General features: G+C 40.5%; 23 protein-coding genes and 3 pseudogenes. 3 read left to right on the top strand and 23 right to left on the bottom strand.

Translation table 11 applies throughout. From position 1 onward, the window contains the following. Positions 1-383: 383 nt before the first annotated feature. Complete coding sequence (locus ACKLNX_RS02400; protein WP_411695545.1) at positions 384-1349, top strand: integron integrase; 966 nt, start codon at positions 384-386, stop codon at positions 1347-1349. 123 nt (positions 1350-1472) lie between these two features. Here the strand turns inward: ACKLNX_RS02400 and ACKLNX_RS02395 are convergent, their stop codons facing one another. From ACKLNX_RS02395 to rpmH, 23 genes and pseudogenes are all read right to left on the bottom strand, one after another. Next, positions 1473-1886 carry a F0F1 ATP synthase subunit epsilon gene (locus ACKLNX_RS02395; RefSeq protein ID WP_411695546.1) on the bottom strand — a complete coding sequence of 138 codons (414 nt, stop codon included), beginning with the start codon at positions 1884-1886 and terminating at the stop codon, positions 1473-1475. Positions 1887-1937: 51 nt separating this feature from the next. Next, positions 1938-3320 (bottom strand): F0F1 ATP synthase subunit beta, encoded by a 1383-nt coding sequence (gene atpD, locus ACKLNX_RS02390; RefSeq protein WP_411695547.1) that lies wholly within the window; start codon positions 3318-3320, stop codon positions 1938-1940. Positions 3321-3378: 58 nt separating this feature from the next. Beyond that, positions 3379-4239, bottom strand: coding sequence for a F0F1 ATP synthase subunit gamma (atpG, locus tag ACKLNX_RS02385; protein ID WP_411695548.1), 861 nt, complete (start codon positions 4237-4239; stop codon positions 3379-3381). A gap of 60 nt (positions 4240-4299) precedes the next feature. After that, on the bottom strand, positions 4300-5841 hold the full coding sequence (gene atpA / locus ACKLNX_RS02380) for a F0F1 ATP synthase subunit alpha (protein ID WP_411695549.1): 1542 nt from the start codon (positions 5839-5841) through the stop codon (positions 4300-4302). A gap of 14 nt (positions 5842-5855) precedes the next feature. Then, a complete protein-coding gene (gene atpH, locus ACKLNX_RS02375) occupies positions 5856-6389 on the bottom strand; it encodes a F0F1 ATP synthase subunit delta (protein ID WP_411695550.1) in 534 nt (177 codons plus the stop codon). A 12-nt stretch (positions 6390-6401) separates the two neighbouring features. After that, positions 6402-6872: a F0F1 ATP synthase subunit B gene (gene atpF / locus ACKLNX_RS02370; RefSeq protein WP_411695551.1), complete on the bottom strand. Its 471-nt coding sequence runs from the start codon at positions 6870-6872 to the stop codon at positions 6402-6404. A gap of 46 nt (positions 6873-6918) precedes the next feature. Beyond that, the gene (gene atpE, locus ACKLNX_RS02365) at positions 6919-7143 is read right to left on the bottom strand and encodes a F0F1 ATP synthase subunit C (RefSeq protein ID WP_014110667.1); all 225 of its coding nucleotides are present in this window, start codon (positions 7141-7143) and stop codon (positions 6919-6921) included. Positions 7144-7207: 64 nt separating this feature from the next. Next, positions 7208-8041, bottom strand: a complete 834-nt coding sequence (gene atpB / locus ACKLNX_RS02360) for a F0F1 ATP synthase subunit A (RefSeq protein WP_411695552.1) — start codon at positions 8039-8041, stop codon at positions 7208-7210. A 56-nt stretch (positions 8042-8097) separates the two neighbouring features. Further along, positions 8098-8481, bottom strand: a complete 384-nt coding sequence (locus ACKLNX_RS02355) for an ATP synthase subunit I (RefSeq protein ID WP_411695553.1) — start codon at positions 8479-8481, stop codon at positions 8098-8100. Between the two features lie 163 nt (positions 8482-8644). After that, positions 8645-9556: a ParB/RepB/Spo0J family partition protein gene (locus tag ACKLNX_RS02350; protein WP_411695554.1), complete on the bottom strand. Its 912-nt coding sequence runs from the start codon at positions 9554-9556 to the stop codon at positions 8645-8647. Positions 9557-9677: 121 nt separating this feature from the next. Beyond that, positions 9678-10442, bottom strand: a complete 765-nt coding sequence (locus ACKLNX_RS02345) for a ParA family protein (protein ID WP_411695555.1) — start codon at positions 10440-10442, stop codon at positions 9678-9680. 167 nt (positions 10443-10609) lie between these two features. Next, positions 10610-11269, bottom strand: coding sequence for a 16S rRNA (guanine(527)-N(7))-methyltransferase RsmG (gene rsmG, locus ACKLNX_RS02340; RefSeq protein WP_411695556.1), 660 nt, complete (start codon positions 11267-11269; stop codon positions 10610-10612). After that, on the bottom strand, positions 11269-13170 hold the full coding sequence (gene mnmG / locus ACKLNX_RS02335; protein ID WP_412971093.1) for a tRNA uridine-5-carboxymethylaminomethyl(34) synthesis enzyme MnmG: 1902 nt from the start codon (positions 13168-13170) through the stop codon (positions 11269-11271). Before mnmG ends, rsmG begins: the two co-directional genes overlap by 1 nt. Before the next feature lie 718 nt (positions 13171-13888). Then, positions 13889-14221, bottom strand: a pseudogene (locus tag ACKLNX_RS02330) (TSUP family transporter); the annotation flags it as partial. A 61-nt stretch (positions 14222-14282) separates the two neighbouring features. After that, positions 14283-15098 (bottom strand): DnaA ATPase domain-containing protein, encoded by an 816-nt coding sequence (locus tag ACKLNX_RS02325; protein WP_411695558.1) that lies wholly within the window; start codon positions 15096-15098, stop codon positions 14283-14285. Continuing rightward, positions 15095-15757: a DnaT-like ssDNA-binding domain-containing protein gene (locus ACKLNX_RS02320; protein ID WP_412971092.1), complete on the bottom strand. Its 663-nt coding sequence runs from the start codon at positions 15755-15757 to the stop codon at positions 15095-15097. The genes ACKLNX_RS02325 and ACKLNX_RS02320 overlap by 4 nt, the downstream gene beginning before the upstream one ends. 2 nt (positions 15758-15759) lie before the next feature. Continuing rightward, positions 15760-16206, bottom strand: coding sequence for a flavodoxin domain-containing protein (locus ACKLNX_RS02315; protein ID WP_412971091.1), 447 nt, complete (start codon positions 16204-16206; stop codon positions 15760-15762). Between the two features lie 54 nt (positions 16207-16260). Next, complete coding sequence (gene mnmE / locus ACKLNX_RS02310; protein WP_411695561.1) at positions 16261-17628, bottom strand: tRNA uridine-5-carboxymethylaminomethyl(34) synthesis GTPase MnmE; 1368 nt, start codon at positions 17626-17628, stop codon at positions 16261-16263. A 40-nt stretch (positions 17629-17668) separates the two neighbouring features. Further along, positions 17669-18151 (bottom strand): YajQ family cyclic di-GMP-binding protein, encoded by a 483-nt coding sequence (locus tag ACKLNX_RS02305; RefSeq protein ID WP_411695562.1) that lies wholly within the window; start codon positions 18149-18151, stop codon positions 17669-17671. 210 nt (positions 18152-18361) lie between these two features. After that, entirely contained in the window at positions 18362-20065 is a 1704-nt protein-coding gene (gene yidC / locus ACKLNX_RS02300) for a membrane protein insertase YidC (protein ID WP_412971090.1), read from the bottom strand. Between the two features lie 12 nt (positions 20066-20077). Then, entirely contained in the window at positions 20078-20431 is a 354-nt protein-coding gene (gene yidD, locus ACKLNX_RS02295) for a membrane protein insertion efficiency factor YidD (RefSeq protein WP_412971095.1), read from the bottom strand. Next, a complete protein-coding gene (gene rnpA / locus ACKLNX_RS02290) occupies positions 20407-20781 on the bottom strand; it encodes a ribonuclease P protein component (RefSeq protein WP_412971094.1) in 375 nt (124 codons plus the stop codon). The genes yidD and rnpA overlap by 25 nt, the downstream gene beginning before the upstream one ends. Before the next feature lie 16 nt (positions 20782-20797). Continuing rightward, the gene (rpmH, locus tag ACKLNX_RS02285; protein WP_008842504.1) at positions 20798-20932 is read right to left on the bottom strand and encodes a 50S ribosomal protein L34; all 135 of its coding nucleotides are present in this window, start codon (positions 20930-20932) and stop codon (positions 20798-20800) included. A gap of 666 nt (positions 20933-21598) precedes the next feature. On the opposite strand from rpmH, the pseudogene ACKLNX_RS02280 reads away from it, so the two are divergent. Both ACKLNX_RS02280 and dnaA read left to right on the top strand, forming a co-directional pair. After that, positions 21599-21775 (top strand): annotated as a pseudogene (locus ACKLNX_RS02280) (DnaA N-terminal domain-containing protein); the annotation flags it as partial. 390 nt (positions 21776-22165) lie between these two features. Then, positions 22166-23422 (top strand): annotated as a pseudogene (gene dnaA / locus ACKLNX_RS02275) (chromosomal replication initiator protein DnaA); the annotation flags it as partial. Positions 23423-23426 lie beyond the last annotated feature (4 nt).

Raw genomic sequence — 23426 nt, 5'->3', positions numbered from 1 at the left:
TTTTAGTTAGTACATAGAGGCCAATGATAAGAATAAGTAACGCAACTAAATCGTATTCGTATACTTCCATACTTTTAAAGTCACTCCATAGTTTTGCTAATTTAGCGCAAAAATTTTAAATGTTCTCACTGGCATATAACAACCTATTACCCGAAATAATTCCGGGAAAGGTGCTGTCTTATTTATCGTGGTATGTGATTTTGCGTGCATTACTAAAATCCTTTTAGTTTCTTTGGAGGGTGCAATTAAACAAAGTTTCTTGTTTTTTTCCGTATTTCTGTACTGTACCAAAGAACGGAATATTTGCAAAGTATTGCTCTTTACCGGAATTATCGCTTTACTGTAAGTATCAACAGTCGTTTTTTGCAGTAAAGGAATATTGCATGAATAATCAATTTTTAGCATTTGTTGAAGAGCAAATGTATATGAAGCGCTATGCGAAAAGGTCGGTGCAGACCTATTTGAAATGGATAAATGGATTTATACGTTTTCATAACGGGCAGCACCCTTCGGTTTTGTTCGATGCGGATGTGGAGCGTTACCTTTCTTATCTAGTAAACAATAAGAGAGTAGCCGCGAATACTCAATCTATTGCACTAAATGCTTTGAGTTTCTTGTATAAGGAAATTATTAAGCGGCCGCTGTCACTCGACCTCAAGTTTGTCAAAAGCGCACGCCAAGCAAAGTTGCCAACGGTGTTAACCGTTTCTGAGGTACAGCAGTTATTTACCCATATTAACATTCACTACAAATTACCAGCGGCCTTGTTGTATGGCAGCGGTCTTCGTTTGATGGAGTGCTTGCGACTTCGTACGCAGGATATCGATTTCGATTTTAAGAATATCCGTGTATGGGATGGAAAGGGAGGAAAGCATCGGGTAGTGACTCTTGCTGAAGAGTTGTCGGGCCCGCTTCGCTCTCAAATTCAGTTAGTAAATCATTATCTATCGCTAGATCGGGGAAACAAGGCATATGCTGGTGTGTATTTACCTCATGGTCTTCGCAACAAATCACCTAACAGTCGGTTTACTATTGGTTGGCAATATTTGTTTCCCTCTAAAACGCTCTCTGTCGACCCAGAATCAAAATTAGTACGACGACATCATATTGATGAGTCTAGTCTCAGGAAAGCGATTTCGGCGGCTCAAATAGCCGCAAAAATCGATAAGAAGGTAGGCCCTCACACACTAAGACATTCTTTCGCCACTCATCTTCTGCAAAATGGTGCTGATATACGAACGGTACAAGATCAATTAGGTCACGCTGATCTGCGCACAACGCAAATTTATACACATATTTTGCAACGTGGTGGTAATGCAGTTATTAGTCCGCTGAAGAATTTATTCTAGTACTAATTAAAATTAGGCTGAAGCGAAAGAGATGGGATATCTGGATATGGGATAGGCTAAGTGTTTCACATGAAACAAAAAACCCAGCACATGGCTGGGTTTTTACATCATTGTCATACTAACTTACTTGCGCAATTTCTGAATCAATCTCAATTGTGCAATTGCTTCAGCAAGCTCAATGGCTGCTTCAGCGTAGTCGAAGTCTGCACCGCCTTTCGCGATAGTTTCTTCCGCATGTTTCTTAGCTGCTTCAGCTGCTGCTTCGTCCAGATCTTCTGCACGAACAGCTGTGTCAGCTAGAACTGTAATGCTGCCAGGTTGCACTTCTAGAATGCCGCCCGCTACATATATCAATTCTTCAGCACCATGCTGCTTAACTACTCTAACCATGCCAGGTTGTAAGCCAGTTATCAAAGGAGCGTGACCAGGATGAATACCTAGCTCACCTTCGCTACCTGTGACTTGAACTGTTTCAACGAGACCAGAGAAAATCTCTGTTTCTGCGCTTACTACGTCCAAATGTACTGTCATTGCCATGGGGCCTCCTTTAAGGCAGCTTGCGCTGCGCTACAAGTATAAATCTAAGAATTACTTCTTAGATTTTTCTATTGCTTCTTCGATTGAACCAACCATGTAGAAAGCTTGCTCTGGAAGGCTGTCGTGCTCGCCTTCTAAGATGCCTTTAAAGCCGCTAATGGTGTCTTTCAATGAAACATACTTACCAGGAGAACCAGTAAAGACTTCTGCTACGAAGAAAGGCTGTGACAAGAAACGCTGAATTTTACGAGCGCGTGATACTACTTGCCTGTCTTCTTCAGATAGCTCATCCATACCTAGGATAGCAATGATGTCTTTTAGTTCTTTATAACGTTGAAGTACCGTTTGAACGCCACGAGCAACATCATAGTGTTCTTGACCAATAACTAATGGGTCAAGTTGACGAGATGTAGAATCTAATGGGTCAACAGCAGGGTAAATACCTAATGAAGCGATATCACGTGACAATACAACCGTTGCATCTAAGTGAGCAAAGGTAGTTGCAGGTGATGGATCCGTCAAATCATCCGCTGGTACGTATACCGCTTGGATAGATGTGATTGAACCAGTCTTAGTTGAGGTAATACGCTCTTGTAGTACACCCATCTCTTCAGCAAGTGTAGGTTGGTAACCTACCGCTGATGGCATACGACCAAGTAGTGCAGATACTTCTGTACCAGCTAGTGTATAACGGTAGATGTTATCAACGAAGAAAAGTACATCGCGACCTTCGTCACGGAACTTCTCAGCCATTGTCAAACCTGTCAATGCAACACGTAAACGGTTACCTGGAGGCTCATTCATCTGACCGTAAACAAGCGATACTTTATCAAGTACGTTTGATTCGTTCATTTCGTGATAGAAATCGTTACCTTCACGAGTACGCTCACCAACACCAGCGAATACTGAATAACCGCTGTGCTCGATTGCGATGTTACGAATAAGCTCCATCATGTTTACTGTTTTACCAACACCAGCACCACCGAACAAACCTACTTTACCACCCTTAGCGAATGGGCAAACTAGATCGATTACTTTGATACCAGTCTCTAGTAATTCAACAGAACTTGATTGATCTTCGTAACTTGGCGCTTCACGGTGAATAGACATACGCTCTTCTTCACCAATTGGGCCAGCTTCATCGATCGGATTACCAAGTACATCCATGATACGACCCAAAGTAGCTGTACCTACAGGTACTTGGATTGCTTCACCGCTGTTCTCTACCGCAAGATTACGACGTAGTCCGTCAGTACTACCCATAGCAATTGAACGAACGACACCGCCACCCAATTGTTGTTGTACTTCTAGAGTTAAGCCCTTTAAGTCACCTTCGGTCACTTTTAGTGCGTCATACACTCTTGGAACTGAATCTTGTGGAAATTCGATATCCACAACAGCACCAATGATTTGGACGACCTTACCTTGACTCATAATTTGTCCTCTTAATTCCTAAAATTTGTTCTTTACCTAAATAGCTCGTAGTGTGCGCTTATACAGCGGCAGCACCGCCAACAATTTCACTAATTTCTTGCGTAATTGCTGCTTGACGAGCCTTGTTGTATACCAATTGCAAATCATCAATGAGGTCACCAGCATTGTCTGTCGCAGCTTTCATAGCAACCATTCGTGCAGCTTGCTCTGATGCGACGTTCTCAACAACACCTTGATAAACCTGAGATTCAATATAACGAACCATTAACTGTTCCAAAATTTCTTTTGGATCTGGTTCGTAGATGTAATCCCAACGATGTTTTAATGCTTTATCTTCTGATTTAGGCAAAGGCAACAATTGATTGACCACGGGTTCTTGGGTCATGGTGTTAATGAAATCATTATAAACAAGGTGAACTCTATCGAGCTTACCTTCGTCATATGCATTCAACATAACACGCACAATACCAACAACATCTTGAACACTTGGTTTATCACCTAAACCTGATTCAGCTGCCATGACGTTACCGCCAAAACGACCAAAAAAGGCACAAGCTTTAGCACCTAACGCTGCGAAATGAACATTAACATCTTGCTCTTTCCACTTTTTCGCGTCTTTTGCTACCACTTTAAATTCGTTGGTATTTAACCCACCACATAAACCACGATCTGTAGAAATAACAATGTATCCTACGTTCTTGACTTCACGCTCTTCCAAATAAGGATGGCGATATTCCAAGCTACCGTTAGCAATGTGACCAATCACTTTTAGCATATTTTGCGCATATGGACGGCCAGAAGCCATACGGTCTTGCGCCTTCTTCATTTTTGAAGCGGCAACCATTTCCATAGCACTGGTAATTTTTTGAGTATTCTTAATACTCCCAATTTTACCTTTTATCTCTTTTCCGCTAGCCATGACACTTTCTCCAATTACTAAACGACAAACCCCAACGCGTGAACGTCGAGGCTTATTGAATTACCACGTTTGTGTTGATTTAAACGTTTCAAACGCTTCTTTCAACTGTGATTCAATATCATCGTTGTAGTTACCAGTTTCATTGATTGTGTTCATGAGCTCGGTTTTTTCGTTGTTCATGTACGAGTGAAGAGCAGATTCGAAATCAAGAACTTTGTTAAGTTCGATATCTTTCAAATAGCCTTTTTCAGCCGAGAACAATGAAACAGCCGTTTCAGCAACCGATAAAGGTGCATACTGGTTCTGCTTCATAAGCTCCATTACACGCTCGCCATGTTCTAGCTGTTCACGAGTTGCATCATCAAGGTCAGATGCGAACTGAGAGAACGCCGCTAATTCACGGTATTGTGCAAGTGCCAAACGAATACCACCGCCTAGCTTTTTAACAATCTTGGTTTGTGCAGCACCACCAACACGAGATACTGAAATACCGGCGTTAACAGCTGGGCGAATACCCGCGTTAAACAAGTCACTTTCTAGGAAAATCTGACCATCGGTAATTGAGATTACGTTTGTTGGTACGAATGCTGATACGTCACCTGCTTGTGTTTCAATGATTGGCAATGCAGTTAATGAACCTGTTTTACCTTTCACTTCGCCATTTGTGTATTTTTCAACATAGTTAGCGTTTACACGAGCAGCACGTTCTAGCAATCTAGAGTGCAAATAGAATACGTCACCAGGGTATGCTTCACGACCTGGAGGACGTTTCAATAGTAGTGATACCTGACGGTATGCAACTGCTTGCTTAGACAAATCATCATATACGATAAGTGCATCTTCACCGCGGTCGCGGAAATATTCACCCATTGTACAACCAGAGTAAGGTGCTAAGTATTGTAGAGCTGCTGATTCAGAAGCAGAAGCTGCAACGATAATGGTGTGATCCATTGCGCCGTGCTCTTCTAACTTACGAACCACGTTAGCAATAGTCGATGCTTTTTGACCGATTGCTACGTATACGCATTTAATACCTGTGCCTTTCTGATTGATGATGGCATCAATAGCAAGTGCTGTTTTACCTGTTTGACGGTCACCGATTACCAACTCACGTTGGCCGCGACCGATTGGGATCATTGAGTCAACTGACTTATAACCCGTTTGTACTGGTTGGTCTACCGATTGACGCTCGATTACGCCCGGTGCAATTTTCTCAACTGGCTCAAAACCAGCTGCATCTACTGCGCCTTTACCATCGATTGGTGCACCTAGTGTGTTTACAACACGACCTAATAGACCTGGGCCTACTGGTACTTCTAAGATACGACCTGAAGATTGCACTTTCATGCCTTCTTGTAAATCGGCATATGGACCCATAACAACCGCACCAACTGAATCTCGTTCGAGGTTCAAAGCGATGGCATAACGGCCGCCTGGAAGTTCAATCATTTCACCTTGCATTACATCAGCAAGGCCGTGTACGCGAATGATACCATCAGAAACACTAACGATAGTACCTTCATTTCGAGCTTCACTTACTACACTAAACTGTTCAATACGACTCTTGATCAGTTCTGCAATTTCAGTGGAATTAAGTTGCATGCTCTTTATCCCCTTTATGCTTGCAACGCGTCTGAAAGACGGTTCAATTTAGAATTTACGGAACCATCTATCACTGTATCGCCGGCCTTAATTATGACACCAGCGACCAATGCAGGATCCACGTTACATATAAGCTTTACTTTACGTGCTAATCGTTTCTCTAGCGCCGCACTCATTTTTTCTAACTGTTCACTAGACAACTCAACGGCAGATGTAACATCTACGTCAATTTCTTTGTCATAGTCCGCTTTAAAAACGTCGAACTGTTTCGATATATCAGGTAGGGCAGATAAACGATTATTTTCAGCCAAAACTTTAATGAAGTTCTGACCATGAGTGTTGAGTTGTTCACCACAAACACCAACAAATACTTCTGCAAGTTTTTCAGCAGCTAATGCGCTACTTAACACTTCACGGATGGTGTCGTTTACTGCGACTTCACCTGCAAAGGCCAACATCTCTTGCCAATTTGCGATATCAGTGTTCTCAACCGCGAAATCAAAGGCGGCTTTGGCATAAGGGCGAGCTACGGTTGTCAATTCAGACATTGCTCATCTCCCTTATAGCTCAGCGACAAGTTTTTCAACAATGTCGTTCTGTGCCTGTGCATCGATTTCACGTCCTAGAATTTTTTCCGCACCAGAAACTGCTAAAGCAGCTACTTGTTTACGTAAATCTTCTTTTACGCGATTGCGTTCGGCTTCAATTTCAGCATAACCTTGAGCGATGATTTTCTCACGCTCGGCATGTCCACGCTGTGTTTCTTCATCAACAAGTTGATTTGCGCGTTTCTTTGCCTGGTCTACTATTTCAGCAGCCTGTGCTTTCGCCTCTTTCAACTGGTCAGTTGCTTTCGCTTGAGCCAGTTCTAAGTCTTTTGTAGCGCGTTCAGAAGCGGCTAAACCATCAGCGATGATTTTTTGGCGTTCCTCAATTGCTGCCATTAGTGGCGGCCATACATATTTCATGCAGAACCACACAAACACAGCAAATGCGACTAATTGACCTATAAGAGTGAAATTCATGTTCATTTCGGCCTCTCCTCTATTAAATTCGCTAACCTAAAATTAGTATGTATTAGCCTAAGCCAACAGCGAATAATAGATATAGAGCGATACCAACACCGATCATTGCGATTGCATCGATTAGACCTGCTACGATGAACATTTTGACCTGTAGTTGAGGTGCTAGTTCTGGCTGACGTGCAGCAGATTCTAGAAATTTACCACCAAGAATACCGAAACCAATAGCAGTACCTAGGGCACCCATACCGATTAATATAGCAACTGCGATAGCGATCATTACTTATCTCCGAGTTTTAGTTAAAGTTTAAAGTTAAAATATAAATTGTTGTTGAACTCTGTTCCTAGTGATCTTCACTAGCTAGGCTTAAATACACGATGGTCAACATCATAAAGATAAACGCTTGCAATGGAAGAACTAGAATATGGAAAACCGCCCACATAAAGTGTAATGGCAACTGCCATAAACCTATTGTAGCGATCAAAATAAATATCAATTCACTGGCGTACAAGTTTCCGAACAAACGAAGTGCAAGTGAAAGAGGACGTGCAAACAAGGTAACTAATTCAAGAATTAAGTTAACAGGAATAAACGCCCAGTGATTGAAAGGAGTGAAGCTAAGCTCTTTAGCAAAACCGCCAATACCTTTCATTCTAATTGAGTAGAAAATAATAAGAGCAAATACACCTAACGCGAGTGCGAAGGTTAAGTTCAAATCTGTAGTTGGTACCGCTTTGTTATAAACATCATGCGGGTCCATACCGAAAGCATATTGACCAATCCAACCTGAAATTGTTGGGATAACGTCAACTGGCACTAAATCCATTAAGTTCATTAACAATACCCATACGAATATGGTGAGAGCTAATGGTGCAATGAGTGCGCTTTTACCGTGGAAAGTACTAGTCACGTTGTCATTAACGAAATCGACAACTAATTCAACAAATGCTTGTGATTTAGTTGGAACGCCAGTACTCACTTTTTTCGCAATTCGACGGAAAAAGTAAAGGAAAAGTATACCAAGACCAATAGACCAAGCCATAGTGTCAACGTGAATAGCCCAAAAGCCCGCGTCAGCACATGCTTTGTTGAATGCAATACCAGATTCGGTATTACACACAGTCGCATTCGTCAAATGGTGTTGGATATATTCCGTAGTAGTATATTCAGAAGCCATTGTTTAACCCAAATTAAGTAATTTAAAAATTGTTACATGGTACCGCGCGCGTGTCACTACGACATATGGCGTAGGCGGTACATGGCAAACCATTGGCTTACCATTGCTAAAACATAGGCACCCATCAATGGAAAAGGGGGTGCATTCAGTTGAGTAAATGCTATAGCAAAAAATATTGCGGTTAAAGCCAGCTTAATCTTCAAGCCTTGGCTAAAACTCTGCACAACGAGTTTACTTTTCGTTGCACCAGCATATCGGAATGACCAATATGCGAAAAAACTGTGCGGTATGATGAAGGATAATGCGCCGAAAATTACTGCTACTGTATATTCTGGTTTTATGAACAAAACAATCACTATTAAAGCGAGTGATGATATACATTGCGCGAATATACCTTTTTTGGCTAAATTTTTTCCGCTTTTGGCCAAATTCGTGGGCATTTTTCTATCCTAAATAACACACCTAATCAAAGGCGCGATGAGTATACTGTTATGACAGAAAAATTCAACTATTTCGCGATCATTTCCCTTTGTTGGTGCACTAGCCGCAAGTAAACTTGAACATATTTAGAGCAGTCTTAAAACCTAAACGCTTCGGTAATGTTTATCTTTGTTCCAGGGCCATTTTTTGAAGAATACCTTCAAGCTGATCTAAATCATTAAAGTTGATAACCAATTTGCCCTTACCTTTTCGGTTATGTGCAATTTGAACTTGTGTACCGAAATTTTCTGATAATGAAGTTTCTAAGCGTTGAACATCAGGGTCGACTTTCCCATTTTTGTCTTCTTTTTCAGGGGCTGGATTATCAATATTTGATTGGGTTTTCTTAACAAGATTCTCAGTTTCACGAACCGTTAAACCCTTGTCAGCCACTAATTTAGCGGTATCTGACTGAACTTCGCCGTCGAGTGCTAATAAAGCTCGCGCGTGTCCCATATCAATATCACCATACTCAAGTAAGCGCTTTACGTCATCTTGCAAACTATTTAGGCGTAGTAGGTTAGTGACCGTGGTACGTGATTTACCCACTGCGTCGGCAGTTTGTTGGTGGGTGAGATTAAACTCTATCATCAAGCGGTCTAGTGCTTGTGCCTCTTCCATGGCATTAAGATCTTCGCGCTGGATATTCTCGATAAGAGCGATAGCCACTGCAGCATCATCTGGCACATCTTTAAGCAAACAAGGAATAGTATCTAATTTGGCTAATTGTGCTGCGCGCCATCTTCGTTCACCCGCAATAATCTCAAACTTGTCGTTGTCTATTTGACGTACAACGATCGGTTGAATTATGCCTTGTGAACGAATCGATGCGGCGAGTTCCTCTAATGCTTCAGGTGACATATCTTTACGAGGTTGATATTTACCCGGCTGCATAAACTCAATAGGGATATTTTTCAGTTCGCTTTGCTCATTGTTGTCATCTTGAGCGTCTTGCTTTTCTTTGTCAGCATGACTGCGGCTAGTTGCTAACAATGCATCTAAACCTCGACCTAAGCCTCTATTTTTTGGTGACATCCTAACCTCTGATATTTCCCAATGAGTATTAAGTTAAACTCATTCTTGATTATTTTCTTAGCTACTATCTTAATTTAGCTTATTCAAACAGATGTAAGTATTTACTTACATTTTTATTTTACTATGATTTTCTACGCAGTATTTCGCCAGCCAATGCTAAATAGGCTTTTGCGCCCGTTGACGATTTATCGTAATACATGGCTGGTGCGCCGAAACTTGGTGCTTCTGCTAAACGAACGTTACGTGGAATGACCGTGCGATATACCTGATCACCAAAATGACGTTTCAATTGTTCTGACACATCATTTGCTAATCTGTTTCGTGGGTCGTACATAGTTCGTAGTACGCCCTCGATTTTTAAATTCGGGTTTACCACCGACGCTAGTTTTTGAATGGTATCCATCAATGCTGTCACACCTTCAAGGGCATAGTATTCGCACTGCATGGGCACTAGCACGGAATCTGACGCTGCCATGGCGTTTACGGTCAGTTGGTTCAATGACGGTGGGCAATCGATAAAAATATAATCGTAATCGTCTTGCACGCTTTCTAAAGCTCTACGCAATCTTAGTTCACGCGCGAATACTTCCATTAGCTTTATTTCTGCAGCTGTCACATCAGAATTACCGGCAATCAGATCGTACTTGCCAGAGGTATTTTTAATGATGACATCTTTGGCTGGCACATCTTCGATAAGGAGTTCATAACAGGTGTTGGCAACATCGTATTTATCGACACCGCTGCCCATAGTGGCATTACCTTGCGGGTCAAGATCGATAAGCAATACACGACGCTTTGTAGCAGCCATAGAAGCAGCAACGTTAACCGCTGTGGTTGTTTTACCCACACCACCTTTTTGATTTGCGATTGAGATGACTTTCGCCACAATACATTCCGTTTGTTATGAGTTGAAAACTACTGTGATACTTCACATTTCATTTTTGATTATTCTTACACGAATACCTTTGACATAACATTTGAGAATGAAGTCGTAGGTATTCAATAAAAGTATTTACTTTGTGTTCTGTTCAAAAAATGCCTGCGTACCGCAAATTACTTGGTTTTTTTCACTTTTATCAAGTGTCTGTCGCCTTGTAAATTTGGCACTGCAAGGTTAACACAATCTACCACTGTAAAGCCTGTAGGAATTTCGTCAAGTTCAAGTTGATTAACTTGCCCTTTTAATGCCAAAAATAGACCGTTTTCATCCGTCAGATCTTGACACCAATGCAGCATATCCTTAAGCGAGGCAAAGGCTCTGCTTAAAACACCATCGAGAGGCTGCTCTAAGTCAACATCCTCAACGCGAGTTTGCAAAGCTTCGACATTGCTTATTTTTAACTCATATAGACTTTGTTTGATAAAACGAATACGTTTTCCCAAACTGTCGATCAACAAAAAGCGTTTATCTGGGTTCATGATGGCCAAAGGAATACCCGGTAAGCCAGGACCCGTGCCGACATCTGCAAAATGTTCACCTTCCAAATAGGGCGAAACAACAATGGAATCAAAAATATGCTTTATCAACATATCTTGAGGATCTCTCACTGAGGTCAAATTATAAGCTTTATTCCACTTATCGATGAGTAATACGTAGTTGATCAGTTGCTGTTTTTGCAGTTCTGAGATCGGAAAATCCAAATGCACAGCTATTTTGTCAAAGGAAACTGACAAAGCCTCAAACGCTGATGATTGATTACTGACTGAACTCATTAGGCGCTTTGTTTCTCGGCTTTAAACAACATATTGTGTTTTTTCAAATAAACCACTAACAGTGAAATTGCAGCTGGTGTAATACCTGAAATCCGCGAAGCTTTGCCTATGGTCTCTGGGCGTGCATCTTTCAGTTTCGCAACCACTTCATTGGATAGACCTGAAATTTGTGCAAAATCAAAATCAACTGGAAGTAAGCTGTTTTCATGTCTTAATGATTTAGCTATCTCTTCTTTCTGACGCGCTATGTAACCCGCATACTTAATCTGAATTTCAACCTGTTCTGCAGCTTTAGGATCGCTAATACTCGGACCAAAACTCTCAATGCTGGTTAACTTTTCATAGGTCATTTCAGGACGACGTATCAATTCTTCTAGCGAATGCTCACGACTAATAGGCGTCTTCAACATTGCATTCAATTCATCTAACGCTTCGTGTTTACTGTGCACCCATTGTGATCGTAAACGCTGCTTTTCAAGCTCTACGCTATTCATTTTTTCTTGGAAGTAAGCCCATTGCTCATCGCCAACTAGGCCAATTTCACGACCTTTCTCAGTTAAGCGAACATCGGCATTATCTTCTCGAAGCAACAAACGATATTCCGCTCTGCTGGTAAACATTCGATAAGGTTCTTTCGTGCCCATAGTTGCCAGATCATCAATCAAAACACCCATGTACGCTTCGTCACGTCTTAATTCAAAAGCATCTTTTCCTTGGCATTGTAATGCAGCATTAGCACCCGCGATCAAACCTTGCGCACCGGCTTCTTCATAGCCAGTTGTACCGTTAATTTGTCCAGCGAAGAAAAGACCGCTTATAAATTTTGTCTCTAAGGTTTGCTTCAGATCTCGTGGATCAAAGAAATCATATTCTATTGCGTAGCCTGGACGAATAATGTGAGCATTTTCAAAACCGTTGATTGAACGCACCAATGCCATTTGAATATCGAAAGGTAAGCTGGTCGAAATCCCGTTTGGATATACTTCAACGCTATTCAAACCCTCTGGCTCAACAAATATTTGATGCGAATTCTTATCCGCAAAACGCATAATCTTATCTTCAATTGAAGGACAATACCTTGGTCCGATACCTTCAATCACACCCGTATACATGGGCGAACGATCTAAACCAGAACGAATAATTTCATGGGTTTTTTCGTTGGTATGAGTGATATAGCACGAAATTTGACGTGGATGATCTTCAACTTTACCCATAAACGAAAATACAGGAAGCGGTGTATCACCTGGCTGTGCCTGCATTTTGGAGTAATCGAGTGAGCGCGTATCTAATCTTGCCGGTGTACCGGTTTTTAATCTGTCTACTCTGAACGGCAGTGCGCGAAGTCTGTCTGCCAAAGCGATAGAAGGCGGATCGCCAGCTCTACCACCTTTGTAATTTTCCATACCAATGTGAATGGTTCCACCTAGGAAAGTCCCTACGGTGATCACGACGGTTTTTGCTCTAAATTTCAAACCCATTTGAGTAACAACACCAACGACGCGATCATTTTCTACGATGAGATCGTCGCAAGATTGTTGGAATAAGGTCAGGTTTTCTTGATTTTCAAGAACGTTTCTAACAGCCATTCGATATAAACTTCTATCAGCTTGTGCTCGAGTAGCACGAACGGCGGGGCCTTTACTTGAATTTAGTGTTCTGAATTGGATACCAGCTTTGTCGGTCGCCTTTGCCATCACACCACCAAGGGCGTCAATTTCTTTTACCAAGTGACCTTTACCAATACCACCAATGGCTGGGTTACATGACATTTGGCCAAGCGTTTCAATACTGTGAGTTAGCAATAATGTATTTGCACCCATGCGCGCAGATGCAGTGGCTGCCTCTGTGCCTGCATGTCCACCACCGACAACGATGACATCAAAATCTTGCTGATAAAACATTTGCTACTGCCTCAATTAACTCTTGGTAAATCAAATAATCACATTTGTGGTATTCACCCCTAATTAAATTTTCATATCTCGTTGTAAAACGTAAATACTGAAAATCACCTATTCAAAACAAGCTTAAAAAAGGGGGCGCATATATTATACGAGTTTGTGTTCATTTGGAATGCTTATTATTTAGACATCGCTTGTAATACGTTTATGAACTTCATGTTTAATTTTAGTTTGTTTAGAGGTTTTTTTGTTTTTTTTTGATAAATGAAAAAAGCACTGATTTTTGGGTTTCTGCTTTGCTTAGTTAAAATAGAGATCTTAGATATATAGATTATTATTATTATTATTAAGCAAGCTGTTTTCTGTTGATAAGCTATTATTTAACATTTAAATCATATAGTTATATCACTTAAAACCCTGTTAATAAGCAGGTGTAATGTCGGTATATGATCGGTATAAGTAGCCCTTTTATCCACAGCCAAATTAATTCTAAAAACTGTCCAGTGAATGAACATAACTTTAGTACAGGTTTGGATCGATCTTATCCACAATACTTAGGAACAGGTGTGAATATTGTGAATAAGTTGTTGGCTGTTCCAAAAATATTTTTTATTTATTTGAGCTAACTTGCTTATATTGCTGATCATTATTGCAAGCCATTCGAGTTCGATCAAAATTAAGAGTACTTATGCACACAAAAATGAGTGTTGAAAAAACAAACTCATAAAAAATAGATAAATGAGATGAAACCAGTGAAGATTACAGTTATCACAATCCACTTATCCTCGATTTTATAGGCAAAACTAGCCCCTAAATAACCGCCTAAAGTGGATGAAATAGCCATAATAAACATCGCTGGCCACTCAATTTTGTCACTAATAATGTAAACAATGACGGCAATACACGTCAGAATTGCTGAAAGGAGGTTCTTCAAAGCGTTCATTTCTTTCAGATCCTGCATACCCAGCAAGCTCAAAGCGGCGAGCAACATGACACCTATTCCGCCATTGAAGTAAGCTCCGTATAAGCAAATACTAAGGATTATGAGAATGGATACAACTGTACTTCTGGCCGTAAATAGGGCGTTTTAAGTCGAATTAGTTGGTTAATCTGGCTTAGCGTACCTGATTTGGTTGGTATTGATTGCCGCTACTCGGCTCTGCATATTCAGGAACAACTTGCTTGCGTCTGCTAGGGCCTTGGAACCTCACTTTATAAGTGTCGTATTCCTTGATTGATTCAAAGCAATAACGACCTAAAGCAGTCTCTAAGTCTTTTAAGTTGTGATTAGTAATCAATATACAATTTTTATTTTCGATAAGGCGCTGTCTCAGTAGGCTACCTAACCAGCTTTGCGTGGTTTTCTTTAGCATAGTCTCGTTCACGCAAACTTCATCAAGGATGAGCAAATCGACTTCTTGTAGCTGTTTGTTTATTTCTCTAAATTTTTCTGGAGCGCTGTCACTAGATTGAAAATCGTATGAGGAAAAACGCATTTCTAATAAGCTTTGCAACTGACGGTACATTACGGTTGTCTCGTATTGCTCAATCAACTCGTGCGCAATGGCACCGGCAATGTGGGATTTTCCGCGTCCGTAGTCGCCGTAAAAAATCATCATGTGAGCACGGCTATTACGCCAGCTTGCATCGGCATGTGCTGCTATAAACGACTTAGCGATGTTGATTGCTTCTACGACATCTTGTGCATCTTCAACTAGATTATGGAAGGTCCACTTCGGATTCAGCTCCGATTTGCCATGTATTTTTTCTACACGTTGAAGACGCGTTTCTTGCTGTAGCTTTTGAACATCTTGGTTAGCCAAACGATCGAATTCTTCGCGACGTTGTTTGTAATCAAACTGTGCTTCTGGCTCAGGATCTTTTCCCAAAGATTTTGCCAAGTCATTTATTCTATCGTTTAGGCTTTTCATGATTTTCCGCTATATTTTTCAACTAGTTGTTTAACATTGTCATCTATTTCTAAACCTGCTTGTGGTGTTATCCACTGATGACCAATCTTAGTTTGTTCTTTATTCACAGGCTGTCTCTGACGGCGCTGCTTTATGTTTAACACAAATTTTTGTGTCCATTGGTAGTCCGTAAATTGTTTCTCAGGATAACCTAACCAATAAGCGATATATTCGCCAAGTTCATCTGCAGAATACCCTTTATCGATTACACCAACAAGCTGACATATTTGCTCGAATAGGTCGGCGTCGGGTCGCCAACTCACATTCATCTTAACAAATGCCTGATGTTTATCGGTGGCAATATCAGTAATTTCTTTACTCACGCTTAAAGGTAAGTGAATAACTTGTTTGTTTAAACTGCGTTTAAACGATTGATCTTCGCCAATACGAATTAAGCCAACGTTATCTAGTTCCTTCAACACTGAATTCACTTGTCTACCTAAAGTAAATGCTTCTTCTTTACTATTTAAGAATTGCATAATGTCTTTATATGACAAAAGTACGCTACCTTTGGCTTGGTTTGTCGCATTGTTTGCTTTAGGTGCTAAGTAAATAGCATAGAGCGCCCTAGCATCATTGCTCATAGATAATTGCAGGGCATCTAATTCCAGGCTATTCATGACTATGACGTTTTTTCCAATATTAAGGGCAGTTGTTCTTCAATCCATTCTACCGCAGTATCTTCAGGAATAGGGTGGTTTAATACATCAATATGCAAAGGTTCAGTAAGTAAAGTAGCGCCTTGCTGAACTATTAAAGTTTCCATTTTCATTGCCGCGCCGCAGTATGTATCGTAGCTGCTATCACCTAGCCCAATTACGATGGCATTTACACCACTTAAATCTAGTTTGGCTAGGTCTTTGGCATAATTTTCGATATTGTCAGGTAAGTCGCCAGCTCCATGAGTAGAGGTACAAATTAATAGAATATTTGCTTTGTTCAATGACGAAACGGAAGGTTCAAAATGACATTCGCCGTCGTGCCCAGCCGCTTTGATGCTCGCCAATAGGGCTTCTGCAACATATTCTGAAGCGCCTAAAACTGAACCTACCATGATGTCGAAATGCATTCTTTTACCTTAATTGCTTTACTTGTATTAGCTGCATTAGCTGAATTATTTATACTATTTACCGATACAAAAGGACGAAAATATTTTACCTAGCAAATCATCAGAGCTGAATTCACCGGTAATTTCATTCAAATATTGTTGAGCAATGCGTAATTCCTCAGCCAATAATTCGCCTGCCATGTTGTCTTCTAGCTGCGATTTGCCTAACTGAATATGTTCGTCCGCTTGCTGAAGTGCAATAATATGACGTTGACGGGCAATCACTTGGTCTTCGCCAGCTTGTTCAAAGCCCATGCATTCTTTCAAATGGTCTCTAAGCGCATCTATACCTAGTTCTTGCTTAGCGGAAATTCGTAGCACAGGGTACGTCGCTTCGCTTGATAAACCAATTTCCTCACCGCTTTCATCACACTTATTGCGAATAACCGTAATATTTGCATCAGCGGGTAAGCGTGCATAAAATTCTGGCCAGATCTCGCTCGGTTGCTCGGCTTTTTCATCATTACTGTCGACCATAAATAATATACGATCGGCTTTTTCTATTTCGTTCCAGGCGCGTTCAATACCAATTCGTTCAACCTCGTCAGCACTTTCACGCAAACCCGCGGTGTCAATAATATGCAGCGGCATGCCATCAATGTGGATATGTTCTTTAAGTACGTCACGGGTTGTTCCTGCAATATCTGTCACGATGGCGGAATCTTTACCTGATAATGCGTTGAGCAAGCTCGACTTACCCGCATTTGGTCTGCCAACAATTACAACTGACATTCCATCACGCAATAAACTACCTTGCTTTGCTTGATGTTTGATTTTGTCGAGTTGGCTACAAATTGTTAGTAAGTCACCTTGTACTTTACCGTCGCTCAAAAAGTCGATTTCTTCTTCAGGGAAATCAATAGCAGCCTCAACATACATGCGTAAGTGAATAACTTGTTCTACTAACAAATTAATTTGCTGTGAAAATTCACCTTGCAGTGATTTTAATGCACTTTTTGCGGCTTGCTTCGAACTGGCGTTAATAAGGTCGGCTATCGCTTCAGCTTGAGTTAAATCGAGTTTGTCGTTTAGAAAAGCTTGTTCACTGAATTCACCTGGGCGAGCTAACCTAACATCACCCGTGGCAACGCAGGCGTCTAACAATAGCTCCATGACAACTTGACCGCCATGCCCTTGTAGTTCTAGTACATCTTCTCCAGTGAAGGAATTAGGTGCTTTGAAGAATAGGGCAATACCTTGATCAATGACTTTGTTGTCTTGGTCATTGAAGGGCAAATAGCTGGCGACTCGGACTTTTGGGCATTCACCCAATAGACGTTCGGCAACAGCTTTTGCTTTAGGACCGGAAACACGCACAATACCAACACCACCGCGACCGGGTGCAGTAGCTTGTGCAACAATAGTTTCTTTATTCAATGACATCTTTATTAATAGCCTATCAAACTCATTGGGTTAAATTTGCTTAGTCGCGGAAGTTGTTAAACTGTAATGGCTGACCCAAATCTTCTTGTTTCAGCATAGCCATAACTGCTTGTAGGTCATCACGCTTTTTACCTGTAACTCGAAGTTGCTCGCCTTGAATGGCAGTTTGTACTTTGAGTTTCTTATCTTTAATAATTTTCACTATTTTTTTAGCGAGCGGCTGATCGATGCCTTGTTTAAAACCCACTGTTTGACGATGTGTTTTGCCGGTATGACTGCTTTCATTGCGATCCATAGCCGAAGTGTTTACGCCGCGTTTTACTAAAGCGTTACGAAGGATATCCATCATTTGTTTTAGTTGAAAATCATCTTCGGCGCTCATGATCACAGAAGCATCTTTGTATTCAAACGATGCTTCAACGTTTCTAAAATCAAATCGAGTAGCTAATTCACGGTTAGCATTTTCAGTCGCATTTCTTACTTCGTCTTCGTTTAATTCAGAAACAATATCAAATGTAGGCATGGTCGTTCTTCCTAAAGTTGTTATAAATTGTGGTGTAAAATAGGGATGCTAAATTCGTATTCTACATACCTTGTTTAACTATATAAGGTCATTGTATCTTGTAAGCAATGCTGTGTTTAGCAATTCTTAAAGTATGTATACAAAAAAGCCCGCTTAACGCAGGCTTCTCACTTATGGCATTTAAGCTCTAGTATTTATCTACTAGCAGCTTTATTTCTTTGCACTGAGGCCTCTTCTTTCCATCGATGCATAAATGATCTTCGCTTGTACTAGTGTAATGATGTTACTCACTAACCAATATAAAACCAATCCAGCAGGGAAGAAGAAGAAGAAAATACTCATCGCAACAGGCATATAAGTCATGATCTTCTGTTGTAAGGGATCAGTGATTGTCATTGGCTGTAAACGTTGCAATAAGAACATACTCGCACCAGTTAGAATAGGTAGCACGTAGTATGGATCAGCAACTGACAAATCGGTAATCCAGAAGATGAAGTCTGCATGACGCAGTTCAACACTTTCTAACAATACCCAGTAAAGCGCTAAGAATATTGGCATTTGTAGAAGAAGAGGGAAGCAACCGCCCATTGGGTTTACCTTTTCTTTCTTATACATTTCCATCATGGCTTGAGACATTTTTTGGCGATCATCACCAAAGCGCTCTTTCAGCTGTGCCATTTTAGGCTGCAGATTACGCATCTTCGCCATCGACTCATATTGTTTCTTGGTAAGCCAATACATGGCACCTTTCACAACAATCGTCACACAGATAATAGCTAAGCCCCAGTTGATCACAATTCCTTGAATCCACATTAGCAGTGAAAACAATGGTTGAGAAATCATCCACAAGAAACCGTAATCAACAGTAAGGTCTAATCCTGGCGCAATAGCTTTTAGTACACTTTGAGTTTTTGGACCCATGTACAGTTGGCTTGAAATAGTGGCTTCACCATCAACCGGAACAGTAGTGAGTTCGCCGGTATAACCAATGATTGCATATTTGTTGTTGAAAATACGGCTAGTAATCGTATTCGTTTGTTCTTGTGGTGGTACCCATGCAGTGACGAAATAATGTTCAATCATGCCTGTCCAACCACCAACAGTAACGACGTTTAGCTTGTCATCTTCAAAGTCGCCAAATGCAAATTTTTCATATTTGTCTTCTTGAGTAGAGTAAGCGCCGCCACGGTAAATTGGCATAAACATGCTGCCGCCTGGCTGGTCAGCAGTGGTCTGTTTTAACTGAGCGAATTGCTGAACAGTTGCTGGAGCAGAGGTGTTGTTTTTTACATCAAAGTTAACGTCAATGACGTGTTGCTTGCGACGGAAAACGAAAGTTTTTGTTACTTTTAAACCTTCAGCTGATTCCCAAGTAAGCGGGACACTAAGAATGTCACCTTCTAATTTATAGCTCTTTTTGTTTGCGCTATATAATGGACGACCTTTAGCATTGGCATCAGGACCTGATTTACCAACCAAGCCACTTTGCGCGATATGAAGACGAGCATCATCAGGTTTCAATAACTGGTATGAATCGTCTGCGCCTTGTGTAACAGGGTACTTAACTAAGTCCGCACGAACGACATCGCCACCAAGTAAATCAATGCTAATATCTAAGGTATCAGTTTTGACGGTAATGAAACGTTCACTTTGAGTATCAACAGCGTTCGCTTGTGGAACAGCTGATTGTCCTACAGGAACATCGGCAGCAGAATTATTGCTTGCATTAGTTACTGAAGTACTAGCTGGTACATCTCCATTTCCAGAGCCAACACTAGGGACACCTTGATTAGCGGTGGTCTGTTGAACAGGAGCGCTTACTGGCTTAGGGCCGTATGCATCCTGATACTCAACCCATAATAGATAACTGACTAACAATAAGCCGATTACTAAGAGACTTCTTTGGGATTCCATATTTTTCTCATTTTAAAGTTTATTTTTAGGTGGTGCTGCTGATGATGAGCTTACCGCGTTGACCTGATCCAAGTCGGTAGTCGCATTATCAGTTGTTCCAGGAACGTAATCAAACCCGCCCGGATGCATAGGGTTACATTTCATTATTCTTTTTACAGAAAGCCAAGTTCCCTTAAGCAATCCATGTGTTTCCAATGCTTGATGTGCATAACAAGAGCAAGTCGGGTGAAAACGACAATTTTGACCTAACATTGGAGATATAAGTACTTGGTAAGCTTTTATCAAGCATCGAAAAGGCAAGGTTAACAGTGAAAGTACCTTAAAGGGCTTACTTTCAGACCTTATTGTTTTGCCGGTTGATTGCATCGATTGCTTATCTTTCGCCATAATTTCTCAAGTTGAATAGTCAATGCTTGGTTATCCATCTGACCAATACCTTGTTTAGCTATCACGATAATATCAACATTTGGTAGCTGATGTCTTTGTAATCGGAAGCTTTCTCGAATAATTCTTTTAATTTTGTTTCGATCGGTCGCGTTTTTGACTTTTTTCTTAGGCACAGTAATACCTAAACGTGCTGTTTCTAGCTCGTTGTGCCTTGCCAATATGGTGATGTGGTTTGAAACTGCGGGAATAGCTTGATCAAAAACAAAGGAGAAGTTTTTGGGAGTCAACAGACGTGACTCCCTCGGAAATGAGTTATTTACCGGTTTAATATGCTTTACTCACACATTAAGCTGATAATCTAGCTCTTCCTTTTGCTCTGCGGTTTGCTAGTACTTTACGACCGTTTTTAGTGGCCATGCGAGCACGAAATCCGTGTGAGCGTTTACGCTTTAAATTACTTGGTTGAAAAGTTCTTTTCATGACCTAATCTCTACTTGTTTCAGTTTAACGTTGAAGCATGAGTTTCAACTAAAATGAAACCTTGCTTGGAAATGGACGCGGAATAATAGAGATCATTATCCGTGTTGTCAACGTTTATCGGTGCTAAAAGGGGTATTTATTTAAATTGTGTATAAAACTTATACTTTCAGTAATTTTATCCACATTTCTTTATATTAATTCTTGATTTTTACTGCAAATATGGCATGGAATATGCCGGTTTTCCTATCATATTCGCCTAAGTTGTTCAATTAATTGAACAACTAGATTATGTTATCCCCAGATAAATTTGTTATATAACAGTTGTTTAGCAAATTTGGGCTTGTTATAGGTAATTGAACTAAAAGAATTGGCAATTATCTGTGGATAAATAGGTGAAAATCCCCTATTCTTATCGCCCTTTTTTCAAAGGCTGATAGAGAAAGTGTCGTTTTCCGTGTATAGATATCTTTGTATAGATTTCTGTGTATCGATTACCCTTATAAATAAAGTTGTCTATCCTTAATGCATTGAAACGCATCAACAGGGTACTTTATTTATTTTAATTACTGTTAACAATGTAGTTTCATTTTGTGGAATGAACTTTGTTGTTTTAGTAGTTACGCATGGACGCACTTATATTAGTCGAGTTTTTATGGAGATAGACAGTTGAGTATAAGTTGGGATCATTGTCTCGAGTTACTAAAGGAAGAGATGCCTTCAGAGCAATTTAATATGTGGTTGAAACCACTAGGTTCTGAGTTTAATGGTGAATCACTTAATTTGTATGCGACAAATCACTTCATACTTGATTGGGTTAGAGATAAATATCATGGATTGATCACAGAAAGTCTTCGCACTTTATACGGTCAAGATGCACCAAATCTTATTATTACTGTGCGCAGTATTTCACAACAAAATTCCCAGTCAGGTTCATTTTCAGGATCGCGTAGTAGCCAACAAGAAAACAATCGTCATCAGCAAGATCCACAAAATAATAATGTTGGAAATAAGCATTCCGATAATCAACATTCAAGTTTAAGTTCTCACCAAGGAAAGAGGGACACTCGAGGTTCTTCAACGAGTGATAATCAAGGTCATTCTAGTCACGAGTATAATTATGCTAATGCCGCTGGTGCTCAACACAATGGTGATTATCGTGAAGGCGTAGATCAAGATCGTCGCAAATTGCATTCCGCTGATAGTCGTGATGGCGGGCAGCAAAACTTAGCTCAAAGTCATCGCAATCAAAATGATAGGAATCATTCTCAATCTGAAAGCGTTTCAAGAAACAGTCAAAACCCATTCCTAAGTAAGCAGAACGAAAATTCACACAATACTGCACCAACGGGTGGTATCGACATTAATTTGCATAAGCAAGGACAGGATTTTCCACCGCATCAGCAGGGGAATCAACATCCACAACACAATTCACAGTATGCGAATGCACCAATACCCTTAAGTGATGATCACAAGAGTAATGTGAACCCAGAGTACACGTTTGAAAACTTCGTAGAAGGTAAATCAAATCAGTACGCAAGGGCCGCTGCAATTCAAGTTGCTAATAATCCTGGTAAATCATACAACCCATTATTTTTGTATGGTGGTACAGGCTTAGGTAAAACGCATTTAACGCATGCTGTAGGCAATGGTATTCTTGCGAATAATCCAGACGCTAAAATTGTTTATATGCATTCCGAGCGTTTCGTTCAGGACATGGTTAAAGCATTGCAAAATAACGCTATTGAAGAATTTAAGCGATTCTATCGTTCTGTCGATGCACTTCTTATTGATGACATCCAATTTTTTGCGAATAAAGATCGTTCGCAAGAAGAATTTTTTCATACCTTTAATGCCTTACTTGAAGGTAATCAACAAATCATTCTGACTTCAGATCGCTATCCAAAAGAAATAGATGGAGTAGAGGACAGGTTGAAGTCTCGTTTTGGTTGGGGACTCACGGTTGTTATCGAACCACCAGAATTGGAAACGCGAGTTGCGATTTTGATGAGAAAGGCGCATGAGTGTAATGTAAACCTACCTAACGAAGTTGCCTTCTTTATGGCTAAGCGTTTAAGATCGAACGTACGAGAATTGGAAGGCGCCCTAAATAGGGTAATTGCTAATGCCAATTTCTCAGGTCGACCTATTACAATTGATTTTGTTAGAGATGCTTTGCGGGATTTACTTGCCTTACAGGACAAGTTAGTTACTATTGAGAATATACAGAAAACAGTGGCAGATTATTATAAAATCAAAGTCGCTGATATACTGTCGAAAAGACGAAGCAGAAGTGTGGCTCGTCCTCGACAAGTTGCGATGGCATTGGCCAAAGAATTAACAAATCACAGCTTACCAGAAATTGGTAACGCATTTGGTGGAAGAGATCATACAACGGTTATCCACGCTGTTCGAAAAGTTGTTCAACTTCGTAACGAAAGTCATGATATAAAAGAAGATTATAAAAACTTAATAAGAACGCTTTCTTCATAATAAT

The organism is Glaciecola sp. MF2-115 (genome assembly GCF_047250385.1).
GTDB lineage: Bacteria > Pseudomonadota > Gammaproteobacteria > Enterobacterales > Alteromonadaceae > Glaciecola.
This window is presented reverse-complemented; position numbering and strand designations above follow the sequence as displayed.

Bases quoted from the DNA above. Each gene is read 5' to 3' on its own strand.
- ACKLNX_RS02325 (WP_411695558.1), bottom strand. From the start codon at position 15,098: ATGAAAAGCCTAAACGATAGAATAAATGACTTGGCAAAATCTTTGGGA.
- mnmG (WP_412971093.1), bottom strand. From the start codon at position 13,170: ATGTTTTATCAGCAAGATTTTGATGTCATCGTTGTCGGTGGTGGACAT.
- atpG (WP_411695548.1), bottom strand. From the start codon at position 4,239: ATGGCTAGCGGAAAAGAGATAAAAGGTAAAATTGGGAGTATTAAGAAT.
- ACKLNX_RS02400 (WP_411695545.1), top strand. From the start codon at position 384: ATGAATAATCAATTTTTAGCATTTGTTGAAGAGCAAATGTATATGAAG.
- rsmG (WP_411695556.1), bottom strand. From the start codon at position 11,269: ATGAGTTCAGTCAGTAATCAATCATCAGCGTTTGAGGCTTTGTCAGTT.
- atpA (WP_411695549.1), bottom strand. From the start codon at position 5,841: ATGCAACTTAATTCCACTGAAATTGCAGAACTGATCAAGAGTCGTATT.
- atpB (WP_411695552.1), bottom strand. From the start codon at position 8,041: ATGGCTTCTGAATATACTACTACGGAATATATCCAACACCATTTGACG.
- ACKLNX_RS02350 (WP_411695554.1), bottom strand. From the start codon at position 9,556: ATGTCACCAAAAAATAGAGGCTTAGGTCGAGGTTTAGATGCATTGTTA.
- ACKLNX_RS02355 (WP_411695553.1), bottom strand. From the start codon at position 8,481: ATGCCCACGAATTTGGCCAAAAGCGGAAAAAATTTAGCCAAAAAAGGT.
- yidC (WP_412971090.1), bottom strand. From the start codon at position 20,065: ATGGAATCCCAAAGAAGTCTCTTAGTAATCGGCTTATTGTTAGTCAGT.
- ACKLNX_RS02395 (WP_411695546.1), bottom strand. From the start codon at position 1,886: ATGGCAATGACAGTACATTTGGACGTAGTAAGCGCAGAAACAGAGATT.
- yidD (WP_412971095.1), bottom strand. From the start codon at position 20,431: ATGCAATCAACCGGCAAAACAATAAGGTCTGAAAGTAAGCCCTTTAAG.
- ACKLNX_RS02305 (WP_411695562.1), bottom strand. From the start codon at position 18,151: ATGCCTACATTTGATATTGTTTCTGAATTAAACGAAGACGAAGTAAGA.
- mnmE (WP_411695561.1), bottom strand. From the start codon at position 17,628: ATGTCATTGAATAAAGAAACTATTGTTGCACAAGCTACTGCACCCGGT.
- ACKLNX_RS02320 (WP_412971092.1), bottom strand. From the start codon at position 15,757: ATGAATAGCCTGGAATTAGATGCCCTGCAATTATCTATGAGCAATGAT.
- atpD (WP_411695547.1), bottom strand. From the start codon at position 3,320: ATGAGTCAAGGTAAGGTCGTCCAAATCATTGGTGCTGTTGTGGATATC.
- rpmH (WP_008842504.1), bottom strand. From the start codon at position 20,932: ATGAAAAGAACTTTTCAACCAAGTAATTTAAAGCGTAAACGCTCACAC.
- ACKLNX_RS02315 (WP_412971091.1), bottom strand. From the start codon at position 16,206: ATGCATTTCGACATCATGGTAGGTTCAGTTTTAGGCGCTTCAGAATAT.
- atpE (WP_014110667.1), bottom strand. From the start codon at position 7,143: ATGATCGCTATCGCAGTTGCTATATTAATCGGTATGGGTGCCCTAGGT.
- atpH (WP_411695550.1), bottom strand. From the start codon at position 6,389: ATGTCTGAATTGACAACCGTAGCTCGCCCTTATGCCAAAGCCGCCTTT.
- atpF (WP_411695551.1), bottom strand. From the start codon at position 6,872: ATGAACATGAATTTCACTCTTATAGGTCAATTAGTCGCATTTGCTGTG.